This window comes from Saccharopolyspora sp. NPDC049357 (assembly GCF_040677225.1).
Taxonomy (GTDB): domain Bacteria; phylum Actinomycetota; class Actinomycetes; order Mycobacteriales; family Pseudonocardiaceae; genus Saccharopolyspora.
Map to the genome: position 1 here is coordinate 1 of NZ_JBFAQJ010000063.1, position 22,025 is coordinate 22,025.

Annotated in this window: 17 protein-coding genes, 1 tRNA gene and 1 riboswitch; of the genes, 8 read left to right on the top strand and 10 right to left on the bottom strand. The window is 70.3% G+C overall.

The window, feature by feature from the left end; genetic code table 11:
• Positions 1-112: 112 nt before the first annotated feature.
• The 6 genes from AB0J91_RS31400 to AB0J91_RS31425 form a co-directional block, all read right to left on the bottom strand.
• Positions 113-1,417: a lysine N(6)-hydroxylase/L-ornithine N(5)-oxygenase family protein gene (locus tag AB0J91_RS31400; RefSeq protein WP_363876238.1), complete on the bottom strand. Its 1,305-nt coding sequence runs from the start codon at positions 1,415-1,417 to the stop codon at positions 113-115.
• Positions 1,418-1,507: 90 nt separating this feature from the next.
• Entirely contained in the window at positions 1,508-2,335 is an 828-nt protein-coding gene (locus AB0J91_RS31405; protein ID WP_363876241.1) for a siderophore-interacting protein, read from the bottom strand.
• 98 nt (positions 2,336-2,433) lie between these two features.
• Positions 2,434-3,819 carry a DHA2 family efflux MFS transporter permease subunit gene (locus tag AB0J91_RS31410; RefSeq protein WP_363876244.1) on the bottom strand — a complete coding sequence of 462 codons (1,386 nt, stop codon included), beginning with the start codon at positions 3,817-3,819 and terminating at the stop codon, positions 2,434-2,436.
• Entirely contained in the window at positions 3,819-4,007 is a 189-nt protein-coding gene (locus AB0J91_RS31415; protein ID WP_093424246.1) for an MbtH family protein, read from the bottom strand. Before AB0J91_RS31415 ends, AB0J91_RS31410 begins: the two co-directional genes overlap by 1 nt.
• 70 nt (positions 4,008-4,077) lie before the next feature.
• Positions 4,078-11,127: an amino acid adenylation domain-containing protein gene (locus AB0J91_RS31420; protein ID WP_363876246.1), complete on the bottom strand. Its 7,050-nt coding sequence runs from the start codon at positions 11,125-11,127 to the stop codon at positions 4,078-4,080.
• Positions 11,128-11,218: 91 nt separating this feature from the next.
• Positions 11,219-12,571 (bottom strand): GNAT family N-acetyltransferase, encoded by a 1,353-nt coding sequence (locus AB0J91_RS31425; RefSeq protein WP_363876249.1) that lies wholly within the window; start codon positions 12,569-12,571, stop codon positions 11,219-11,221.
• Positions 12,572-12,867: 296 nt separating this feature from the next.
• Between AB0J91_RS31425 and AB0J91_RS31430 the strand changes: the two genes are divergently transcribed.
• From AB0J91_RS31430 to AB0J91_RS31440, 3 genes are all read left to right on the top strand, one after another.
• Positions 12,868-13,806, top strand: a complete 939-nt coding sequence (locus tag AB0J91_RS31430) for a hypothetical protein (RefSeq protein WP_363876252.1) — start codon at positions 12,868-12,870, stop codon at positions 13,804-13,806.
• A gap of 15 nt (positions 13,807-13,821) precedes the next feature.
• Positions 13,822-14,211, top strand: coding sequence for a hypothetical protein (locus tag AB0J91_RS31435; RefSeq protein WP_363876255.1), 390 nt, complete (start codon positions 13,822-13,824; stop codon positions 14,209-14,211).
• Between the two features lie 100 nt (positions 14,212-14,311).
• Positions 14,312-15,430, top strand: coding sequence for a polysaccharide pyruvyl transferase family protein (locus AB0J91_RS31440; protein ID WP_363876258.1), 1,119 nt, complete (start codon positions 14,312-14,314; stop codon positions 15,428-15,430).
• Here AB0J91_RS31440 and AB0J91_RS31445 read toward each other — a convergent pair.
• From AB0J91_RS31445 to AB0J91_RS31460, 4 genes are all read right to left on the bottom strand, one after another.
• Entirely contained in the window at positions 15,421-15,690 is a 270-nt protein-coding gene (locus AB0J91_RS31445; protein ID WP_363794629.1) for a hypothetical protein, read from the bottom strand. The two genes, AB0J91_RS31440 and AB0J91_RS31445, sit on opposite strands and share 10 nt — an antisense overlap.
• A 224-nt stretch (positions 15,691-15,914) precedes the next feature.
• The gene (gene tenA, locus AB0J91_RS31450; protein WP_363876261.1) at positions 15,915-16,625 is read right to left on the bottom strand and encodes a thiaminase II; all 711 of its coding nucleotides are present in this window, start codon (positions 16,623-16,625) and stop codon (positions 15,915-15,917) included.
• Positions 16,626-16,746: 121 nt separating this feature from the next.
• Positions 16,747-17,544 carry a bifunctional hydroxymethylpyrimidine kinase/phosphomethylpyrimidine kinase gene (gene thiD, locus AB0J91_RS31455; RefSeq protein ID WP_363876264.1) on the bottom strand — a complete coding sequence of 266 codons (798 nt, stop codon included), beginning with the start codon at positions 17,542-17,544 and terminating at the stop codon, positions 16,747-16,749.
• Positions 17,532-17,624, bottom strand: a riboswitch (TPP riboswitch). It overlaps the preceding gene by 13 nt.
• A gap of 41 nt (positions 17,625-17,665) precedes the next feature.
• Complete coding sequence (locus tag AB0J91_RS31460; RefSeq protein ID WP_363876267.1) at positions 17,666-17,902, bottom strand: lipoyl domain-containing protein; 237 nt, start codon at positions 17,900-17,902, stop codon at positions 17,666-17,668.
• A 173-nt stretch (positions 17,903-18,075) separates the two neighbouring features.
• On the opposite strand from AB0J91_RS31460, the gene AB0J91_RS31465 reads away from it, so the two are divergent.
• From AB0J91_RS31465 to AB0J91_RS31485, 5 genes are all read left to right on the top strand, one after another.
• Complete coding sequence (locus AB0J91_RS31465; protein WP_363876270.1) at positions 18,076-18,816, top strand: hypothetical protein; 741 nt, start codon at positions 18,076-18,078, stop codon at positions 18,814-18,816.
• A gap of 239 nt (positions 18,817-19,055) precedes the next feature.
• The gene (locus AB0J91_RS31470) at positions 19,056-19,253 is read left to right on the top strand and encodes a hypothetical protein (RefSeq protein WP_363794639.1); all 198 of its coding nucleotides are present in this window, start codon (positions 19,056-19,058) and stop codon (positions 19,251-19,253) included.
• Positions 19,254-19,467: 214 nt separating this feature from the next.
• Positions 19,468-21,105, top strand: a complete 1,638-nt coding sequence (locus AB0J91_RS31475) for an AMP-binding protein (protein ID WP_363876273.1) — start codon at positions 19,468-19,470, stop codon at positions 21,103-21,105.
• A gap of 61 nt (positions 21,106-21,166) precedes the next feature.
• Entirely contained in the window at positions 21,167-21,808 is a 642-nt protein-coding gene (orn, locus tag AB0J91_RS31480; RefSeq protein ID WP_363876276.1) for an oligoribonuclease, read from the top strand.
• 121 nt (positions 21,809-21,929) lie between these two features.
• Positions 21,930-22,002: transfer RNA gene (locus AB0J91_RS31485), tRNA-His, on the top strand.
• Positions 22,003-22,025 lie beyond the last annotated feature (23 nt).

A 22,025-nucleotide genomic window follows, 5' to 3' on the forward strand; every position in this document is an offset into this window, starting at 1 on the left:
CCCATCTACTGATTTTGTTTTAGCTCTTATCGTTGTAGAGGTTTTTCAGCTCGTCCTCCCCCCTCACCTAGTATCCCCCGCCCCCGACCCACGACGCAGGCCGGGACGGGGTTCAGCTGCGAGTGAGGGCGTAGTCGTGGGTGGGGGTTTTGCGGCGGGCGACGATGGAATCGCGGATCTCGCCGGCCCTGACGGCGCCGTTGGACAGCAGCGAGGACGTGATGCCGTGGGTGTGCTCGGTGCCGCCCTGGAGGTAGACCGCGCCCGGCAGCTCGCCGGTGGTGCGGACGCGGTAGTCGCGCTCGACCTGCAACGAGCCCTGCTCGTCCCACTCGCAGTGCCGAGCCAGCTCGCCGAGCAGCGTGTAGGGGTCGCGCGGCCGGCAGCCGGTGGCGTAGACGAGCAGGTCCGCGTCGAGGACGCTGCGCTCCCCGGTGGGCTGGAACTCGACGGTCACCTTCGCCCCGTCCGGGCAGGTGTCGACGTCGACGAGCCTGCTGGCGTTGAGGACCCGCAGCCGCTCGGCTCCGCGCACCTTCTCCTGGTAGGAGCGGGCGTAGAGCTCCTCGATCAGCTCCAGGTCGACCACCGAGTAGTTGGTGTTGCGGTGGTAGTCCATGAGCTTGGCGCGGACCTCGGGCGAGGACGCGTAGAAGTCGTCCACGGCCTGCGGGTCGAAGATCCGGTTGGCGAAGGGGCTGTCGTCGGCCGGGCTGTAGCCGTAGCGGCCGAACACCGCGCACACCTCGGCGTCGGCGAAGGTGCGGTGCAGGTAGTCGGTGACCTCGGCGGCGGACTGGCCTGCGCCGATCACCACGCAGCGCTTCGGCTGGTCGGTCAGCTCCGGCACCCGGTGCATCAGGTCGAGGTTGTGCCACACCCGCTCACCGAGTTCGGCGCCCTCGGGCAAGGAGGCTTCCAGCCCCACGGCCATGACGATGTTGTGCGCCCGGTGCACGGCCAGCTGACCGCCGTGCCGGACGACGACCTCGAAGTGCTCGTCGACCGGCTGCACCTCGACGACCTCGGAGTCGTAGCGCACGACGTCGTCGAGCCGCCCGGCCGCCCACTCCAGGTAGTCGTGGTACTCGACCCGGGTGGGGAACAGGGTCTTGTGGTTGATGAAGTCGGCCAGCCGGTCCTTGGCGTGCAGGTAGGCCAGGAACGAGAAGTCGCTGGCCGGGTTGCGCATCGTGACCAGGTCCTTGAGGTAGGACACCTGCATGGTCGTGCCTTCGATCAGCATGCCCCGGTGCCATCCGAAGGACTCCTGGCGCTCGAAGAACACCCCGTCGATGGGGTCGTCGCCCGCGGTCCGGTTGTGCTCCTCCAGCGCTATCGCCAGCGCCAGGTTGGACGGCCCGAAGCCGATCCCCAGCACGTCGTGGACTTTCTCTTGGTTCAGCGCCGCAGACACGTCGTCCCCTCGGTTCGCCGGTGCCCGATTCGCGGGCGAGTGGATGTACCGGCGAACCCGCGGAGGTCAGGCCGGATTTCGCCGCGTCGGTCAGTCCCGATCGTGGTTGTGCTTGTCGTGGTACTCGGTTTCGGCCATGCCGTACTTCCAGTAACCGATGGCCAGCACGGACTTGCCGTCCATGCCTCGCTCGTCGCGCAGGTGCCGCCGGATGCCGCGCACCACGCCGGACTCACCCGCCACCCAGGCGGAGACGTCGACGTCGGCGGGCACGTCCAGCCCCTGGACGGCGTTGATCAGCTGCTGCGACAGGCCCGCCGGGCAGCCGTCGCGGTGCAGCCAGGTCCACCGCAGGTCCGGCGGGCACTGCACGTGCTGCCGGTCGGCGGCGGTGTCGACCTCGACGAGCACGTGGCCGCGCGCGGTGGGCGGCAGCGATTCGACGATGCTGGAGATCGCCGGCATGGCGGTCTCGTCGCCGGCCAGCAGGTACCAGTCGGCGGCCCGGCAGGTCTTGCCGCCGGGGCCCATCACGCCGAGGCGGTCACCGGGCCGGGCGTTGCGGGCCCAGTTGGAGGCCACCCCGTGCTCGCCGTGCATGACGAAGTCGATGTCGAGCTCGCCGCGCGACTCGTCGTAGCGGCGGACGGTGTAGGTGCGCATGGTCGGCCGGACTTCCGGCTCCGGCCAGCTGTACCGGCCGGTTTCGGGGTCCAGTCGCGGGAGGACCGGGCGGTCCTGACCCCGTCGCGGCACGAAGACCTTGATGTTGGGTCCGGTGTGCTGGTCGAGGAAGCCGGACAGCTCCTCGCCCCCGAGGGTCACCCGTCGCATCGACGGGCTCAGCTCGGCTGTGCGCAGCACCTCGAGGTCACGTGCCGGGGGCCGGTCGCGCCGAAGTCGATCCGCAGTACCCATCGACCATGCGATCCTTTCCGCTCCACCAACGATCATCCAGTTAAGGCTAGCCTAACCATATAACGGACGATTGTCTTCCCCTCGGTGGCCCAGATCTCTCAGCGCCCCGCCGGGGCCGGTTCCCGTTGCAGCACCACGGATTCCGTCACGCGCAGGGCGAGCAGAACACCGATGATCGCGAATCCGGCGGAGGTCAACATCGCCAAGTGGTAGGAACCCAGTCCGGGTCCGGAGGCCGCCAGAACGCTGGCCGTGATGGCCACGCCGAGCGCCGAACCCACCTGCCGCTGCACGTTGAACAGCGTCGACGCACCGCCGGTGTCGGTCTTGTCGATGGTCGTGAACGCGACCACCTGCAGCTCGGCCGTGGCCGCCCCGACGAAGAAGCCGGAGGCGAGTTGGACGAACGCGGCCATCCACACGTCGTGCGGGCCGATGAGGTTCATCGCCGCGAACGACAGCGCCGCGCCGAACATCGCCACCGCGATCAGCAGTCGCGGCCCGAACCTGCGGTGCGCCCAGGCGACCAGCTGCGAGGCGATCATCAGTCCCACCGCCTTCGGCAGCGTCACCAGGCCCGTCTCCCACGCCGATGCGCCCAACTCCACCTGGTACATCAAGGTGAACCCGTAGAGCGTGCCGAGGAATCCGACCAGGCAGGTGAACAGGATCAGGCTGGCCCTGCGGAAGTGGTCGTCGGCGAACAGCCGCAGGTCCAGCATCGGGTGCTCGGTGCGCAGCTGGGATCGCACCAGCAGGCCCAGCAGGACGAATCCGGCGGCACCGGCCAGCCAGCTCAACGTCGCCGAGGAACCGGTGGCGATGCCCTCCAGGCTGAAGACCACCAGCCCGAGACCCGGTGCGGCCAGCGCGAATCCGCGCAGGTCGAAGCGCTTGTCCGGTGCCTCCACGTGTTCCCGCAGCAGCAGCGCGCCGAAGACGAGCGCGGCGATGCCGACGGGCAGGTTGACGAAGAAGCCCCAGCGCCAGGTGAGGTGCTCGACGAAGAACCCGCCCAGCACCGGCCCGAGCGCGGGAGCCACCGCCGTGGGCAGCAGCAGGACCCGCGACAACCGGATCCGCTCGGCCGGCGGGTAGGCGCGGAACAGCAAGGTCAGCGCGACCGGGCTCATCACACCGCCGCCGGCGCCCTGCAAGATGCGGGCCAGCGTCAGCTGCAGCAGGTCCCCCGACAGCCCGCACAGCGCGGAGGCGAGCACGAAAACGCCGAAGGCGGACAGGAAGACCCGCTTCGTGCCGTACCGGTCGCCGAGCCAGCCCGACACCGGGATGCACACCGCGAGGCTGACCAGGTAGCCGACGTTGACCGAGGACGCCGAGCTCGCCGACACCGAGAAGTCCTCGACCAGCGCGGGCAGCGCGACGTTGACGATGGTGGCGTCCATGCCGTTCATGAACATCGCCGCGACGTAGCAAGCGCAGACCGCGATCTGCGGGTTCACCCCGCGCAACGCGGTGGCCATCAGCGGGCGGGCCGCATGTCGGTCCAGTGCACCTCGATGTGGTCGACACAGGACTGCCGGTCGGTCGGGCCGTGCGCGACGGTCCATCCGGCGGGCACCTCGATCGCGGCCGGCCACAGCGAGTACTGGTCCTGATCGTTGATCAGGGCGTAGTACTGCGCGTCCGGGTCCTCGAACGGGTTCGTCATCGTCTTGCTCCTCCTCGGTCCACCGATCACTCGACCTCCCCCAACTCCGCCCGGCGAGCGGAACGTCGGCTCAGCCTTCGGTCTCGGTGAGTGCTCGCTGCACGACTGCGGCGATCTCGGCCAGCGGTTCCGGCTGGGTCATGTCCTTGTGCTCGCAGGCGATGTCGTGGTCGATCACGTCGCCGTCCACGTACGGCTGCCACATCGCGCTGGTCAGCGACTCCTTCGCCGGGTTGACCGTGGCGTTGAAGAACAGCACGTCACCCCGGAACTTGTCGTGGTCGGCGGAGTTCTCCAGGACCGCGCAGTTGGCGAAGTTGTCGATGATGGCGGTGACGCTGTGCTCCTCCAGGTTCGCCAGGGCGCTGCCCTCGGCGGACAGGATCTCCAGCACGTCGGACCTGGTCAGCGGTCCATCGCCGAGCTCGGAGAGGTCGTAGCCGGCCATGTAGAGCAGGGCCAGCAGCGCCTCCTCCTCGGTGGGCAGGGTGTCCCAGACGTCCTTGGGGTAGGAGTCGAGCATGCTCAGGAAGCGCACCTCCTCCCCTTCGGCTTGCAGGTGGGTCGCCATCTCGTGGGCGACCACGCCGCCGAAGGACCAGCCGAGGAAGTGGTACGGCCCGTGCGGCTGCACGGTCCGGATGTGCTCCAGGTACTCGTCGGCCATCTCGGCGAGGCTGCCCGCGACGGGCGCCGGTTCGGCCAGGCCCCGGGTCTGGATGCCGTAGATCGGTCGCTCGTCGTCGATGAGCTTGAGCAGGCCCGAGAACGGCCACGCCAGACCGGCCGCCGGGTGCACGCAGAACAGCGGCTGCTTGGCGCCGCTGGTGCGCAGCGGCAGCAGGATCTCCAGCGCGTCCCGGCCGCCTCCGGTGCGGATGCGCTCGGCGAGCCCCGCCACGCTGGGCGCGGCGAACAGGCTGCCGACGTTGACCTTGATGCCCAGCGCGTCGCGGATCCGGCCGATCAGCTTGGCCGCGAGCAGCGAATGCCCGCCCAGGTCGAAGAAACCGTCGTGCACGCCGACCCGGGGCAGGCCCAGCACCTCGGCGAACAGTCCGCAGAGGATCTCCTCGGTGGGGTTGCGCGGCATGTCGTTGCCGACGACCTCGGCGAGGTCGGGCGCGGGCAGCGCGGGCCGGTCGAGCTTGCCGTTGGGCAGCAGCGGCAGCGCGTCGACGAACACCACGGCCGCCGGGACCATGTAGTCGGGCAGCTCCTCGCCGACATGACGACGCAGTGCCGCGGCGTCAGACTCGGCGTCGGAACCGCCGACGACGTAGGCGACGAGGCGCTTGTCGCCCGGGGTGTCCTCGCGGACCACGGCGGCGACCTGGGCGACGTCGTCGTGCCTGGCCAGCACGGCTTCGACCTCGCCGAGCTCGATGCGGAAACCGCGGATCTTGACCTGGTCGTCGGCGCGGCCGGCGAAGTCCAGCGTCCCGTCCGCGCGCCACCGCACCAGGTCACCGGTGCGGTACATGCGCGCGCCGCGCTCGCCGAAGGGGTCCGCCACGAACCGCTCCGCGGTCAGCCCGGCCCGGTTGAGGTAGCCGCGGGCGAGCCCGAGCCCGGAGACGTAGAGCTCGCCGACGACACCGGGCGGGCACGGCTGCAACCGCTCGTCGAGCACGTACACGCGCGCGCCCGGGTCGGGCACGCCGATCGGCACCGAGCTCGACACCGCGTCGGGGTCGCAGTCCCACAGCGTGGTGTTCACGGTCGCTTCGGTGGGTCCGTAGCAGTTGAGCATCGGCCGGTCCCGGCCCCAGCGCTGGACCAGGTCGGAGGGCACCTTCTCGGCACCGCACAACAGCGTCGCGTTCTCCGGCAGCCGCACGTCCGCCGGGAACATGCCCATCATCGACGGCCCGATCGCCAGGTGCGTCACCTCGTGCCGCCGCGCGTACTCGGCGAGGGCTTCGCCGGGAACCCGCAGGTCGGAGGGCACGACGACGAGCGTTCCGCCGCCGAGCAGACCCATGCAGATCTCCCAGAAGGCCACGTCGAAGCTCGGCGAGGCGAACTGCAGCACCCGGCTGTCCGGGGTGATGCCGACGCGCCTGGTCTGGGTGGCCAGCAGCTTGCCGATGCCCCGGTGCGCGACGACGACGCCCTTGGGCGTGCCGGTGGAACCGGAGGTGTAGATGACGTAGGCGGCGTCGTCGAGTTCCGGCTCCGGCAGGCGCGGATCGCCCTCGGACCGATCGGCGTGGTGCACCAGCGTCGTCGGCAGGTCGGCGTCGAGGTCGTCGGTGAGCACCAGGCGCGGCCGGGCGTCGTCGACCATGTGCCGCAGGCGTTCCGGCGGGTACTCCGGGTCGAGCGCGAGGTAGGCGGCCCCGGCGTGCATCGCCGCGAGCAGGCCGATGATCAGCTCGGCGGAGCGCGGGAGCATCACGCCGACGATGTCGCCTGGCCCGGCACCGCGTTCCACCAGCAGTTTCGCCTGCTCGGTGACCCGCTCGCGCAGCTGCCGGTAGGTGAGCTCGGTGTCCTCGAAGACCAGCGCGGGCTTGTCCGGGGTGGCTTCGGCGCGTTCGGCGAGGATCTGCGGGAAGGTTCCCGCCGGACCGACGCCTCCGGTCGCGTCACCCCAGGCCAGGACCTGCTCGCGGGCCTGGTCACCGAGGATGTCCAGCCGTCCGATCGGCGTTTCCGGTGCGGACACGGCGGATTCGAGCAGCATCACGAACCGCTCGACGAGGGATTCCACGGTGCGTTCGCCGAACAGGTCGGTGCTGTACTGCACCAGCCCGCGCACGTCGCCGTCGGCGCTCTCGCTGAGGCTGAAGGCCAGGTCGAACTTCGCCGCCCCGGCCGGGATGGTGTCCACAGCGGTCTCGACGCCGGGAAGTTCGGCGCCCACCGACTCGGCGGCACCCCAGTAGGCCAGCATGACCTGGAACAGCGGGTGCCTGGCCAGCGAGCGAGCCGGGTTGAGCAGTTCGGCGAGCCGCTCGAACGGCAGCTCGGCGTTGCCGAAGGCCGCCAGGTCGGTCTCGCGGACCCGGTCGAGCAGTTCGGCGAACGTCGGCTCACCGGAGGTGTCGGTGCGCAGCACGAGGCTGTTGACGAAGAACCCGACGAGGTCGTCGAGCCGGTCGTCACCGCGTCCGGCCACCGGCGAGCCGATCGGGATGTCGGTGCCCGCGCCCATCCTGGTCAGCAGCGCGGCGAGCGCGGTCTGCAGCACCATGAACGCGCTGGCCTGGTGCTCGGCGGCCAGCTCGCGGATGCGCCGGTGCAGCTCGGCGTCGAGGCCGAAGCGCACGGCTTCGCCGCGGTGGCTCGACACCGCCGGGCGCGGGTGGTCCGTGGGCAGTTCCAGCTGGTCGGGCAGGCCTGCGAGCTCCTGCTTCCAGAAGTCCAGCTGCCGCGCGGCCAGCCCGTTCCGGTCTTCCTCGTCGCCGAGCAGTTCTCGTTGCCACAGCGCGTAGTCCACGTACTGCACCGGCAGCGGTTCCCACTCCGGCGCGCGGCCGTCGAGCCGGGCGGCGTAGGCGGTCGACAGGTCGCGCACCAGCGGGCGCACCGACCACTCGTCGCCCGCGACGTGGTGCAGCAGCACCAGCAGCGCGGTGCGCTCGCCGTCGCGGAACAGCTCGGTGCGGATCGGAGGTTCCTGCGCCAGGTCGAATCCCCGTCGCGCCGCACCGGCCAGCGCGGTGTCCACATCGGACACTTCGGTGACGGGGAGTTCCGGCACCTTATCGCCGACCAGCTGACGCGGTTCGCCGAGCGTGTCGGGGAACGTCGTGCGCAGGCTCTCGTGCCGGGACACGACGTCGCCGATCGCCGCGCGCAGCGCGGTCACGTCGGGCTCACCGGTCATCCGCAGCACCAGCGGCATGTTGTAGGTCGCGCTGGGGCCTTCGAGCCGGTTCAGGAACCACAACCGCTGCTGCGCGAACGAGAGCGGGATCTCCTCGGGACGGCGCGCGGGACGCAGTTCGGGCCGGCCGCCGCCCGAAACCTCCAGTCGCTCCGCCAGTTCCGCGACGGTCGGGTGGTCGAAGAGGGTCCGGATGCCCAGTTCGTTACCGAGTTCGGTGCGCACCCGCGTCAGCAGCCGAGTCGCGAGCAGTGAATGCCCGCCGAGTTCGAAGAACCCGTCGTCGATGCCGACCTGCTCGGCGCCGAGCACCTCACCGAACAACCGGCACAGCGCCCGCTCGGCGTCGGTGCGCGGCTGCCGTCCACCACCGGCGACCTCGGGCGCGGGCAACGCCTTGGCGTCGAGCTTCCCGTTGGCGGTCAACGGGATCTCCTCGACCGCGACGAACGCGGCCGGGACCATGTAGGAGGGCAGCCGGTCGGCCAGGTGGGCGCGCAGCTGAGCCGGGTCGGCGTCGCCGGCGGTGTAGCCGACCAGCCGCTCGTCGCCCGGGACGTCCTCGCGCACCACGACGGCGGCCTGCTTGACCCGCGGGTGCACGGCCAGGTTCGCCTCGATCTCACCGAGCTCGATGCGGAATCCGCGCACCTTGACCTGCTGGTCGGCCCGGCCCATGAACTCGATGGACCCGTCAGGCCGCCAACGCCCGAGGTCACCGGAGCGGTACATGCGGGATCCGGGTTCGCCGAAGGGATCGGCGACGAACCGCTGCGCGGTCAGCCCGCGCCGCCCCAGGTATCCGCGCGCCAAGCCCTCACCGGCCACGTACATCTCACCGGTCACGCCGGGCGGAACCGGCTGGAGCAGCGAATCCAGCAGGTAGACGCGCAGGTCCGGGATACCGCGGCCAATGACACTGCCGATGACTCCCCCTCGACGCGCGACCAGGTCGGCGTCGAGCTCGACGTAGGACACGTGCACGGTGGTCTCGGTGATCCCGTACATGTTGATCAGCTTCGGCGACTCGGGGTGCCGCCGGTACCAGTCGTCCAACCTGGACAGTTCCAGCGCTTCGCCGCCGAAGACGACGCAGCGCAGCGCCAGCCGGGCGCCCGGGTTCTCCCGGTCTGCCTGGCTGAGCTGGTAGAACGCCGAGGGCGTCTGGTTGAGCACGGTGACCTGCTCGCGTTCGAGCAGGTCCAGGAACTCCTTCGGGGAGCGGCTCACCTCGTGCGGCACCACGACGAGCCTGCCGCCGTGCAGCAGCGCGCCCCACAGCTCCCACACCGAGAAGTCGAAGGCGTAGCTGTGGAACAGCGTCCACACGTCCTCGCCGGTGAAGCCGAACCACGGGTCGGTGGCCGAGAACAGCCGCACCACGTTCTGGTGCGGGATCGACACGCCCTTGGGCACTCCCGTCGAACCCGAGGTGTAGATGACGTAGGCGGTGTGTTCGCTGGTCAGCGGACCGCGCTCGCCCGGCTTGGGGTTGCGCTGGGAGTGCCGGACGATCTCGGCGATCGCCTTGTCCTCGTCCAGCAGCACCCGCGTGATGCCCTCGGGCAGCCGGTCGGCGTGCTCGCGGTCGCTGATCAGCATGGTCGGCCGCGCGTCGCCGACGATGTAGGCGATGCGCTCGGCCGGGTGCCCCGGGTCCAGCGGCAGGTAGGCGGCTCCCGCCTTGAGCACCGCCAGCAACGACACGACGAGCTCGGTGGAGCGCGGCAGCGCCAGCGCCACCAGCTGCTCGGGACCCACGCCGTGGTCGATGAGGTGGTGCGCGAGCTGGTTGGCCCGCGCGTCCAGCTCGGAGTAGGTCAGCGACTCGGCCTCGAAGGTCACCGCCACCGAGTCCGGTGTGCGCTGCGCCTGCTCCTCGAACAGCTGGGGCAGGGTCGCGGGCTCGGCCTCGGCGAAGCCGGGCACCGGCGCGTTCCACTCGTCGAGGACGCGGGTGCGCTCGGCCGGTGTGAGCAGGTCGATCCGTCCGACCGGGAAGTCGGCGTCGGCGCCTGCGAAGGAGTCCAGGAACCGCAGGAACCGCTCGCGGTGCCCGGTCAGCTCCTCGGCGGTGTAGCGGTCGGGGTTGGCGTCGAACTCGAAGCGCAGCTCGTCGCCCTCGGTGTAGACCAGCACGCTGAGGTCGTCGACGGGACCGGCGGCGACGTTGTGCACCTGGCCCGGTGCACCGGCGAAGTCCAGGTCGTAGTCGAAGGACTTGATGTTGATCATCGGCCCGAACAGCGCCCGGTCCGAACCCAGCAGCATCAGGTCGCGACGCAGCTGCTCGCTGCGGTAGCGCTGGTGCTTGCGCAGGTCCCGCACGGCCTTGGCGACCTGCGCGATCAGCTCGCCGCGGGTGGTTCCCGGCTCGACGCGCAGCCGCAGCGGCAGCACGTTGACGACCATGCCCGGCACCCGCAGCGCGACCGAACCCATCCGGCCCATCACCGGCAGGCCCAGCACGACGTCGTTCGCCCCGGTCATCCGGTGCAGGTAGGCGCCGAAGGCGGCGATGAGCGCGTCCGGCCAGATGGTGCGCGCCGCCTCGGCGGCCGCGCCGAGCTCCTCCAGCGAGGAGGTGGCGGCCAGCTGCCGGTGGAAGGTGCGCGCGGTCGGCCGCGAGCGCTCGCTCAGCGTGACCACGTCGGGCTCGTCGGCGAAGAGCTCGCGCCAGTAGGCCGCGTCGCGCTCGGCCTTCGCCGATTCCAGGTACTCGCGCTCGTCGTCGATCAGCGCGTCCAGCCCGGCGAACGGCGACTCACCGGGATCTTCCCCCGCTGCCAGCGCGCTGTAGAGCTCGGCGACGCGGCGGATGATGATCGAGAAGCCGTAGCCGTCGGTGGCCACGTGGTGTACGCGCTGGTACCACCACCAGCGCCGCTCCCCGAGCTTGCACAGCGCCGCCGTCCAGAGCCTCCCGCCGTCGCCCTGCGAGCGGGTCAGGTCGACCGGCGCGTTCAGGTCGGCCTGGATCCACTCCTGCGCGCGGGCGTCCGGGTCGGCCTCGTCGGTGAAGTCCAGCACCGGCAGCTCGACGACGTCGAGCGCGTCGATGACCTGGCGCGGGCCGTCGCCGCCGTCGACGACCCGCATCCGCAGCGTCTCGGCTTCGGCGACCACCGCGCGCAGCGCCTCGGCGAACAGTTCCGGGTCGACCTCGGCCGCGATCTCCACGCGCTCAGCGGTGTTGAAGATCGGATTGGCCTGGTCGAGTTGCTGGGCGAACCAGATTCCGGCCTGCGCCGCGGACAACGGCAGCTGGTCAGCTCGCGACGGCATTGCTCTCCCCACGATCAACACAAAAGTAAGGCTAACCTTAGTTCAGATCCGATCGGGAGTACAGCCGCACGCCAGACCACCTGACGTGGGACTACTCACCTGGACGTGGGAACACCATCAGCGCGGAGTTCTTGTTCGGCAAACCGACCTCGGCCGCCTGGGCGAAGCCCGCCTTGCCGAACGCGCCCACCGAAGCTCCATTGTGGACATTCGGCTCGGCGACGACGTTTCGGCACGCCGGGTCCGCCGCCAGCAACCCTCGCGCCACGGCCTCCAGCAGCGCGGAACCCACGCCCTTGCCGATCGCGTCCGGCTCGCCGATGGCGATGTGCGCGCCCAGGTCGTGCGGCGCGTGCGAGTAGCAGAGGGCCAGCTTGTCCCGCTGCACGCGGTAGAGCTCCAGGTAGCCGATGTCGCGGCCGTCGCGCGACACGACGCACGGCACCGAGTGCTCCCCCGCCAGCTGCGTCGCGATCTCGTCGCGCCACCGCTTGAGCGGCCAGTCCTGGTTCCAGTTGACCGCGACGTGCTCGCGGTTCATCCAGCGGTGCACCAGCTCGACGTCCGGGCCGCCGTCCTCGCCGGTGATGGTCACCGGCCGCAGCCTCCAGCCGTCGCCGAGCTCCGGCAGCGGCACGCCGGGCACCTCCGCCGGCGGCTCCAGGCGCAGCGGGTTGCCGACCTCGAAAGCGACCGGCCGCACCCGCACGGCACCGGTGTCGTCCCGGTAGCGCAGCTGCGAGCCGTTGAGCGCGGCGAGATCGGTCAGGGTCGGGCTGGTCAGCCAGTGGTCGATCAGGTCCGCGCTCTGCGGGTGCTGCTCGGCGATCGCACCGAGCCGCTTGGCGAGCTCGGCGAGCATGTACTCCTCGTGCACCACACCGCGCCGGCCCAGCAGACCGACGACCACCAGCACGCCACGGCTGATCAGGCGCGCGGTCAGCTCCGCGCGATCCCGGCCGTCGGACGCGAGCACTCCGGGCAGCAGCCGCTCCTCGATGTGCCTGGTCAGCCAGCGCTGCGCCTCGGCGGCGTTGGACAGCGAGCGGCCGACGGTCACCAGGTCGTCGGGCAGCGGCAGCGGATCGACCTCGCGACGCGGCAGCGCGTCCAGCAGCCAGTCGACCAGCGTTCCCGACTCCGGCGCGTTGATCGGCGCGTCCGCCCGCGAGCGCGCCCGCGCGTCGGCCGAGCACGCGGCGGCCAGCAGCGCCGGGTCGGCCGAGACCAGCGTCCGCCCGGCCTTGTCCAGCACTCCGATCGAGCCGAACCCGTGCGCACCGGTCGGCGAGTCGTAGACGACGTCGACGTGCAGCGACAAGGATGCGATGGTCAGCCGGAGCGGACCTTCGGCGACCGACGTGTGGGTCTCGGCCAGCCAACGCCGCAACAGCACCGAGGCCCGTTGGTGCTGCCGCCCGACCAAGTCGGCTCCGTGAGACACGCCGCGCTCCCTCCCAAGACAATTGGTAAGCGGAGCCTAACCTAATCACTCCGTCGGGAGACAAGCCATCGCCCGGAGATCGGCACTGATCGGACCGACCGGACGAATCGGCGTCCTCCGACGACGTGCACAGTGGACAGATGCGTGTCAGCATCCTCGGACGTGGCAGCAGGACCACACGATTGATCAACACCTGATCCGGTGACGGTCGTTGTGTCTCGCTGGGCGTTGCCCGAACATCCGCCCTACTCTCCGATTTAGCTAATTGGGCCTACCGTCCGGAGAGGAGATCACCCATGGATGACGCCGACGCAGTCGTGCCGCTCCGGCCGGGTTTCGACATCCAGGTCCGCGGCTTCAGCCGCAACCAGGTCGTCGAGCACATCGAGCTCCTGGAAGATCAGCTGCGCATGGTCACCATCGACCGCAACGAAGCGGTCCGGCTGAACAACGACCTGCGCACGCTCTGCGACGACACCCGCAGGAGCCTCGACCGATCCGAACAGCGGCTCAAGAGCATCGAGTCCTCCGACACGGGCCTGCCCGCCGCCTCCCAGCGGGTGCAGAACATGCTCGCGATCGCCGAGGACGAGGTGCAGACCCTGCGCGATCAGTCCAAGCGGCAGGCCGAGATCATCCGCGGCACCGCGGAGACCGAGGCTCGAGCGCTGATCAGCGAGGCCGAGCGCGCCGCCGACGAACTCCGCGAGGAGTGCACCGACCTCGTCAACGACGTCGAGTCCCGGCGCGCGAAGCTGCAGCGCGAGCACGAGCAGAAGATCAGCGAGCAGCGCAGCCGCGAGTACCGGCTGCGCCAGGAGATCCGCAACGAGTACAAGCGGGTCATCGCCAACGCGCAGGAGGAATCCGACGCGCTGATCTCCGAAACCCGCAGGCAGTGCGGCCAGTGGGACGCCGAGTCCGAGCAGATGCGGCTGGAGGCGCTGGAGGAGATCCGCGTCGAGCGGCAGCGGCTGGAAGAGCTCCGAGCCTCGGTGCTCGCCGCGATGGACCAAGCCAAGCAGGTGCTCGACGAGTCGGCCGCGAACGTGCGCGCCCAGACCGACGCCGCCACGACGCCGGAACCCGACGGCCCGGTCGAGCCGGAAGAGAGCCGGTTGCAGGAGGTCACGCTGCCCGAGCAGCGCGACGACGTGCAGACCTACACGATTCCCATCGAGCAGCAGCACACCAACAACGGAGCGCCGCAGGCTCCCAGTGCGCGGCAGAACTGATCAGGGAGGCGACTCGTGGAAATGCTGGTGCTGATGTTCGTCTGCGGCCTCGCGGTGGCCACCCTGGTGTTCTGGCCGCTGCTCCACCGGGCGCAGCGCAAGGCGACCGAATCGAAGCCGACCGCTCCGCACGGCAAGCACGCGCTGAGGGCGACTTCAGCCCCGGAGGACTCCGCCACCGCACCGGAGGCGAGCGGCTCGGACGAGAAGACCGACCGCGAAGGTGACGGCGAGGCCACGCAGCCGGTGAAGATCGAGGCGACCGCACCGAGGCCTCGCGAACCGGAACCGATGGAGATGCCGGAGCTGCCGACCGACATCTTCGACGCCCGCTACCGGGCCAGGTTCAACCGCACCAAGCGGCGCCTGGAGCGCATCCGCGCGGAGATCACCAACGCCGGCTGACCCCGGCCGTCCGGCCCGTGCGGTGCGACATTGGTACGGGCATTTTGCCGGTTGCTAGGTTCGAAGGCGAACCTGGCAACCTACGGCTGGAGTCTCCCCGGTGAAGAACCCGCCCCGGATCTACCTCGTCGCCACGACAGGCCACCCCAACTACGGCGACGAGCTGATCGCCGCGGCCTGGCTCAAGCACCTGGCGAAGGTGGCTCCCCAAAGCGAGGTCTGGCTGGACTCCCCCAACCCGGGGCCCAGCGCCGTGCTGCTCTCCCACCTGCACCCGAACGTCAAGTTCACCGACACCTTCTGGCGCTTGTGCTGGGAGGCGCCCGACGACGAGCCGTGGTCGGTCGCGGCCTTCGTGCAGCACGCGATCCACAACCCCGGCCTGGCGCCGCGCTGGGTCTCCGGCATCGACCTCGCCTCGCAGATGGACCTGTTCCACGTGATCGGCGGCGGCTTCATCAACGGCATCTGGCCGCGCCACATCGGCCTGCTCGCGGCCACCGCGGCCGCCGCGCACCGCTCCGGCGGCCGGGCGGTGATGACCGGGCAGGGCCTGTCGCCGATCGCCGAGGCCGCCGAGCCGCTGCTGCGCAGCCTCGCCGAGCAGTTCGAGGTCGTCGACGTCCGCGACGAGCCGTCGGCATCGCTGCTGATCGAACCGTCGGTCACCGGTGACGACATGTTCTTCGGCGTCGAACCCGGGCTCTTCCGCACCGACGACGACGATCTCCGCGACGTCGTGGTGTGCATGCAGTCGGACCTGCTCGACGAGTCGGTGCCCGCGCTGGCCGGGTTCCTGCTGGACACGCTGCGCGAGTGGCGGGTCGAGCCGGAGCAGGTGGCCTTCGTGGAGGGCATCCCGCGCGCCGACCGCGAGGTGTTCTCGCTGGTCGAGCACGATCTGCCGGGCGCCCGGTTCCACGCGTTCGACGAGATCATGCGCGACGGACTGCCCGCCAAGCCCGGCCAGCGGTGGCTGTCGACGCGGTTCCACCTGCACCTCATGGCCGCCGCCGCGGGCGCGAGCGGGGTCGCGGTGTCGATCAACTCGGGGTACTACACCAACAAGCACCGGTCGTTGATCGACCGCGGTTCCGGCTGGGAGCTGAGCGAGGGCCTGCGGATTCCGTCGAGCCCCAGCGCCGGCGGCTTCAGCTCCGCCGCGCTGCGCGAGTTGCAGCAGCGCAAGGCGGCGCTGGCGAAGGCGATCTACGGCTGAGGGACCCGGTCCTGCTCGATGCGCACGGTGTCGGCGAGCGCGTTGGTCTCCTCCGGGGTGCGCGACTCGGGGATCTCGCACTCCGGGACCTCGGGCTCGACCGCCGACTGCGGCCAGATCTGGGGCGCCTCGATGCCGGGAAGCAGCTGCGCGGACTCGGGGGTCTCGCGACCGTCCCCGCGACGGTCGGCGATGTAGAACGGCGCGGCGGCCAGGATCGGGATCGACATCCCGAGAAAAACGATCAGAAGTGAAGACATTGCCCCAGAACTCCATCCACGCCCGCGGAAGATTCCGCCACTCACAAACGCCCTGCTAGGACAGGGGGCTCGCCCAGCATGTCGTTGTGCGAGCCACTTCGTTAACACCGCAAGATTGTGTCACGCATCACATGATGAATCACGCTGTGGTGCAACCCGAAACGGATGACGGCCCGCCACTACCGGCGAGCCGTCATCGGTGTTCTCGAAACGCGAAACCCTTGTCACGCAAGGAATTTCGCGGTGGGCCAGGTTTCCTTGACCCACGCGCCGTTCCAGAACACCCACTCGTACTCGGTCGCCCGGGTGAACGCGGCGAACATCTGCTCGCGCGTCGCGTCGTCCGAGCGCTCCGCGACCTTGTCGACGAGCTCCCGGGCGGCCAGCACGGCCTCGGCGAACTCGTCGTCGGCGTAGGTGGTGATCCACGCCTTGTAGGGGTGACCCTCGATGTCGCCGGTGGCGTCGAGGATCTTGCTGCCGACGTACTGGTACACCCAGAAGCACGGCAGGATCGCGGCCAGCAGCACCGGGTACGACTCGGTCAGCGCGCAGGAGCGCAGGTAGGACGTGTAGGCCAGGCACGACGGCGAGGTGTCCACACCGGAGATCTCCTCGTCGGTCAGGCCGAACTCGGCGACGTAACCGGCGTGCAGCCGCCGCTCCTCCACCAGCGCGCCCTGCGCGGCCCCGGCGAGGAACGCCGCGTCGGCGGCGTCATCGGCCCTGGTCGCCGCGGCCGACAGCGCCTGCGCGAAGCCGACCAGGTATCGCGCGTCCTGAACGATGTAGAAGGCGAAGACGTCCCGTTCCAGGCTGCCGTCCGCCAGCGCCTTGTTGAACGGGTGGTCCACGATCGCCTGCTGCAATCCGGCGGTGCGCTCCCACGCCTGGGCGCAGAACCCTCCGGCGGGCGGAGCGGGCAACGTGCTCATGAGAACCCCTCGCAGAAGTCGGAATCTCGGGTGCGGTGGCGAAGCGGCGGGCGGTTCTGGTCCGAACCGTCGATGATCGAAGTCCGTTCTGCCCGGACAGTTCCCACCAGGACGGCCCCGCTCACCACCAGTGGTGGAAGTGGTGCACCGGACCGTGGCCGCGGCCGACGTCGAGGCGCTCAGAGGCGCGCAGGGCCTCGGTGAGGTACTGCTTGGCCTCGCGGACGGCCTCCAGCCAGTCCGGGCGCTGCGGGCGCAGCGCCGCGATCGCCGCCGAGAGCGTGCACCCGGTGCCGTGATCGTTGGTGGTGGCCACCCGCTCGCTGCTGAGGAACTCCGCCAGCCCGTCGCCGTAGAGCAGGTCGACGCTCGACTCGCCGCTGAGGTGCCCGCCCTTGAGCAGCACCTGCTTGGCGCCGAGCGCGGCCAGCCGCTCGGCCTGCGCGGGCATCTCGTCGGGACCGCCGATCTCGGCTTCGCCGAGCAGGTCGGCCGCCTCCGGCAGGTTCGGCGTGATCAGGTCCACCCTCGGCAGCAGCTCGTCGCGCAGCGCACCGACGGCCTCCGGCGCGAGGAGCCGGTCACCGCTCTTGGCGACCATGACCGGATCGAGCACCACGAACCGAGGCGAGTAGCGCTCCAGCACGGCCGTGACCGCGCGGATGACTTCGGCGTTGGCGAGCATGCCGATCTTGACGGCGTCCACCCGGACGTCGTCGAGCAGCGTCACCAGCTGGTCGGTGATGAAGCCCGGCGGGACCTCCTGCACCCGGCTCACCCCGGTGGTGGTCTGCGCGACCAGCGCGGTGATCACCGACATGCCGTAGGCGCCGTTGGCCGAGAACGCCTTGAGATCTGCCTGGATACCGGCGCCACCGCTGGGGTCGGTCCCGGCGATGGTCAGCACATTGGGAGCCATGACGTCCCTCCGCTAGTACGAGCTAGGTCAGGTTCAACGGGTCTGTTCTCAGCCCTGGCAGGGCACCCCGCGTCACTGCCACCAACCTAACAACCCAGGGCAAGCCCCCGGCCCGCGCGGTTCACTCGATCAACCCGATCACCTGGCCCACGTGGAGCACTTCGCCCCGCTTCACCTGGTGCCACAGGGTTCCCGTTGCCAGCGCCGACACCCGGATCGCGGCGCCGTCGGTCTCCGCGGGACGCAGCTCGGCCAGCGGCTGCCCCGCCCGCACCCCGCTCCCGTCGGAGGCCAGCCAGCGCACCAGCCGCCAGCGGGCCGGGCCCGTGCGCTCACCCGGCAGGTGAAGATCGGTCATCCCAACCCCCCGGCTTCCAAGAGCCGCAAGAATGCGACGAATGCCGCAGCGGATGAGCCCAGCGGAGGGAAAAGCCACCCCGATGGAGCAGTGCGACCGCGATCGATTTCACACCGTGAAAGCCCCCACCGGAAGGCAAGGTCATCCTCCGCAGCCGACTAAAGTGGAGGGCGATGGAAACCACGACCGATGCCCCAGGCTTCGCCCGCTCGCGCCGGCAGCGTTCTGAACAGGACCCCGCGCAGATCTGGGCGCCGCTAGCGGACCTGACCGAGGCCGCCGTCGCGGCCGCCGGATCGGGGACGGTGGCGATCACCCGCGGTTTTGACCGCAACAGCCGTCAGCGCGCCAAGGCACTGCGCGATCTGCTGGCCCGACGCGACGTGCCCGCGATCGAGGTCACGCCCGCCCCGGGCAGCGACCGGTTGCTGGCCGACGTGGCGGTCAGCGCCGTGGTCAACCTGATCGGCGCCGGTTCGTGGCAGCCCTACCGGCTCGCCGCGCAGCTGCGCGCACCGGTGCTGACCCCCAAGCCCGGCACCGAGCCGGGTGACGAGGTCAGCCGGGATGTCATCGCCCTGGCCGGCGAGGAGTCCGGCAAGCGCGACGTCGCGCTCTCGCACGTCGCGGTGCGCGGCGACAAGCCCGCCGAGGGCCGGCTCACCGTCTCCTTCGACGACACCGAGCAGGTCATCGACGGCGGCTGGCTGACCGCCACCGTGACCGGCGACCAGCTCAGCGTCCAGTTCGGCGGCCAGGAGCAGGACGAGCGGTCGATCAACACCGGCAAGATCCGAATCGAGGCGTCCGACGCGCCGCACCGCCTGGTGCGCGACGAGCTCCCGATCGCCGACTTCGAAGGCGCGGTCGTGCTCTCCGCCGAGCCCGCCGGGCTGAAGGTACGCCCGGTCTGACGGTTTCTTGGGCCGGACGAGTGTCGTCGGCTAACAGCGTTCGCTCAGGGGCGATTCCCGGTTGGGGGGGTCGCCCCTGAGTTGCGTTCGGGCCCGCGAACCCGGCCGTGACCGCGCACACTTTCCCGTTGTTTCGGCGAAACGCCGTCACGCCCCTCGGATCGGTGCGTCCCTCCACCAGGAGCGCGCGCTGCGCGGCTTCACCGCACCAAGCGGATCGGCACAGGGAGGCTGGGACTGTGGGGTCCAACCAGGAGTGGCACGTCAGTTGCCGCGACGTCGCCGGACGGCGACGAGACATGTCGGTGTTCGTCAACCACGGCCGGGTCGTCATCGTCGCGCCGCCTGGGGAGACGGCGGTGCTCTCACCGCTGGAGGTCGGCCGCTTGCGCGCGGCCCTGCGCGACGCGGTGGTCACCGCCGCCGACGTCGACTAGGACCCTGGGGGTCGGCGCGGCGGGAGAGGCTCCCCCTTCCCCGCCGCGCCGTCTAACTTCGCCCATCGCGGCTGGCGAGGAGCGGCGAGGACGGGAGCCGTTCCGCTCTCGCGCGATCGCGGAACCGGGATACTCGACACGGAGGACTTGGCCGGGAGGATTACTCACGGCACAATCTACTCCCGAGTAGGTTTCACGGACGAGGGGTGACCGAGTGAGCGTTCTGCGGCGACTGCCCAGCTTTCTGACCAACCACGCCGCACCGGCACTGCACACCTTGTTCGTGCTGGTGAAACAAGGCGTCGTGCGGCCCATGAGGCCGGACAAGCTGGTGCGCATCGCGCTCGCCTACCGGCGGTGGGGCATCACCCTGCCGCTCGGCTTCGCCGTCGGCGCCGCCCGCCACCCCGATCGCCCCGCCGTGATCGACGAGCGCGGCGCGCTCAGCTACGCCGAACTCGCCACCCGCACCACGCGCCTGGCCGCCGCGCTGCGCGACCGCGTGCCCGGCAAGACCCGCATCGGCGTGCTGACCCGCAACCACCACGGACCCGTCGAGGTCATCGTCGCCGCGGCCAAGCTCGGCGTCGACGTGGTGCTGCTCAACGTCGGGCTCAGCACCCGCCAGCTCGCGGACGTGCTCGCCGAGCAGGACGTCAGCGTGCTCGTCCTCGACGAGGAGTTCACCGGGCACCTGCAGGACCTGCCCGGCGACCTCGACGTCGTCCTCGGCTGGGCCGACGGCCCCACCGAGCACAACACCCTCGACCACCTCATCGCCACCGGCACCGGCAAGCAGGTGCCCCGGCCCAAGCGGCACTCGCGGCTGATCGTGCTCACCTCCGGCACCACCGGCACGCCCAAGGGCGCCCGCCGCCCCGACCCGCCGAGCCTGAACCCGGCCGGCGCGGTGTTCTCCCGCATCCCGCTGCGAGCGGGCGAACGCGTGCTGCTCAGCGCTCCCCTGTTCCACACCTGGGGGATCGCCGGATTCCAGCTCTCCGCCGTCCTCGGCGCCACCTTGGTGCTGCGCCGCAAGTTCGACGCGATCGACACGCTGCGCACCATCCAGCGGCACCGCGTCGGCGGCATGTTCGGCGTTCCGGTCATGCTCCAGCGGATGCTCGACCTGCCCGCCGAGGAGCGCGAGCGCTTCGACACCTCGTCGCTGCGCGTCGTCGCCGCCAGCGGCTCCGCGCTGCCCGGTGACCTGGCCACCACGTTCCAGCGCGCCTTCGGCCCGGTCCTCTACAACCTCTACGGGTCCACCGAGGTCTCCTGGGTGAGCATCGCCACGCCCGCCGACCTGCGCGCCGCACCGTCCTCGGCCGGGCGGCCACCGCGCGGCACCACCGTGCGCATCCTCGACGACAAGGGCGAACCCGTCCGCCGCGGCGAGACCGGCCGCATCTTCGCCGGCAACGACATGCTGTTCGACGGCTACACCAACGGCAAGAGCCGCGAACGCCACGAAGGGCTCATGTCCACCGGTGACCTGGGACGGTTCGACCACTCCGGGCGGTTGTTCATCGCGGGCCGCGAGGACGACATGATCATCTCCGGTGGCGAGAACATCTACCCCAAGGAAGCCGAGGACGCCATCGCCGGAATCGCGGAGGTCTCCGAAGCCGCCGTCATCGGCGTCGACGACGCCGACTTCGGCCAGCGCCTGGCCGCGTTCGTCGTCCCGCGCGAGAAGGGCTCCATGGACGCCGACCAGGTGCGCGACCACGTCCGCAGCCGGGTGTCGAAGTTCGCCGTCCCCCGCGACGTGATCTTCCTGGACGAGCTCCCCCGCAACGCCACCGGCAAGGTCGTCCCCCGCGAACTCCGGACGCACCTCGACGGGTAGAAGCTTTCGATCCCGACACTCTTCCCGCGATCAACCGGTCGCGGGAGTTAGGCTGCGTCGAGTGAATGACCGTCTAGTGTGGATCGACTGCGAAATGACCGGGCTGGAGCTCGGCAAGGACGCGTTGATCGAGATCGCCGCCCTGGTCACGGACGCGGACCTCAACATCCTCGGCGAAGGCGTGGACATCGTCATCCACGCCGACGACGACGCCCTCGCGGGCATGCCCGAGGTCGTGCGCGACATGCACGACCGCTCGGGGCTCACCGAGGAGGTCCGCTCGTCCCAGGTGACCCTCGCCGAAGCAGAGCAGCAGGTCCTGGAATACATCCGGCAGCACGTGCCCGACGTGCGGTCCGCGCCGCTGGCGGGCAACTCCATCGCCACCGATCGCGGATTCATCGCGCGCGACATGCCGCAGCTCGACGCGCACCTGCACTACCGGATGGTCGACGTCTCCTCCATCAAGGAGCTCTGCCGGCGCTGGTACCCGCGCATCTACTACGCGCAGCCGGAGAAGGGCCTCGCCCACCGCGCGCTGGCCGACATCCGCGAGTCCATCCGCGAGCTCGCGTACTACCGGCGCACCGCGTTCGTCCCGCATCCCGGCCCGAGCAGCGAGCAGGCCCAGGCCGTCGCCGCCGAACTGCTCAGCGACCCCGGAGGGGTCAGCGGGACCACGCGAGCACGTGAGCAGCCCTGAGACCCCGCTGAGCTGCTCGGACGCGAAAACCGGAGGCGGTGGAAATCCCGTGGCGGGCACACGCTAGGATGGTTTCCGTTGCTCCGGACGGGGCCCGACGGGGCCGGTCCGAGTGGCCGAGGTGGGTGTAGCTCAGTCGGTAGAGCACTGGGTTGTGGTCCCAGGAGTCGCGGGTTCGAATCCCGTCACTCACCCTTTTGGGAGACCCGTTCCTTTC